The sequence below is a fragment of the Bartonella sp. AP72JLCBS genome (assembly GCF_042195705.1).
Lineage (GTDB): Bacteria > Pseudomonadota > Alphaproteobacteria > Rhizobiales > Rhizobiaceae > Bartonella.
The window spans coordinates 1-791 of record NZ_JBHIOU010000099.1 but is presented as its reverse complement, the minus strand read 5'-3'; the positions used below and the strand labels follow the sequence as shown (position 1 = coordinate 791).

Genomic DNA, 791 nt, shown 5'->3' with positions numbered 1-791 from the left:
CTTTTGGAACATAATTAGCAAAAAGGCATTGTATCTCCAGCATATTCAAGGAGATAAAACATGGAAACTCGCATTCCTGAAAACACACCATTCGATACGAATTTTCTAGGAGAAACATCTCTAGAAGAAAAATATTCACTCTTTCACACACCCATTTCATGGTCCGCAATCTTTGCGGGACTGGTGACGGCTCTTGCCACCTCAATCTGCCTCTCTTTTCTGGTCGCCGCTTTAGGCTTAAGCCAAATGGATTTCACTTCTTCAACCCCATTTGAAGGCTCTTTCCTCTCCTTTGGCGTGGGTTCTGTTATCGTTACACTGATTAGCCTAGCCTTGGGAGGCTTTGTAGCTGGACGTTTTGCTGAAACCTCAGGGATTCTTCATGGCTTTCTCACCTGGGCTCTCATAACATTGCTGATGACCCTCCAAGCCATCCACGTGGTTTCTAGTACAGCAAAGATAGGAGCTAAAACGGCTCTAGAAAACAGCTCCATGGTCCAACAAACCGTAGACAGCCTAAAAAACAATATTTCCCCTATACTTGCAAACTTAAACAGCGAAAGTCTTGAACAGTTTTTTGCAAAAAATAGTGACAATGATATCAATTTTGACCAACTTAGGAGTGAATTGCACTCCCTTCTCAATAAAAGTGACATTCCTGCTCTCAACCCTGATCGCTTAAAACAAACCTATCAAGCTGCACTCAATGATATTGGTTCTGCGATAACAGCTTTCAAAAATGATCCTTCTTACTATCGCACCACTTTAAAAAATCTTGGTGAGCGCCTGTC

The 791-nt window shown here is 42.2% G+C and carries 1 protein-coding gene; it reads left to right on the top strand.

Annotation, left to right across the window (positions count from 1 at the left end):
* Positions 1-60 precede the first annotated feature (60 nt).
* The coding region (locus ACFILO_RS09595; RefSeq protein WP_375678225.1) for a DUF3792 domain-containing protein at positions 61-791 on the top strand (731 nt) is incomplete at its 3' end.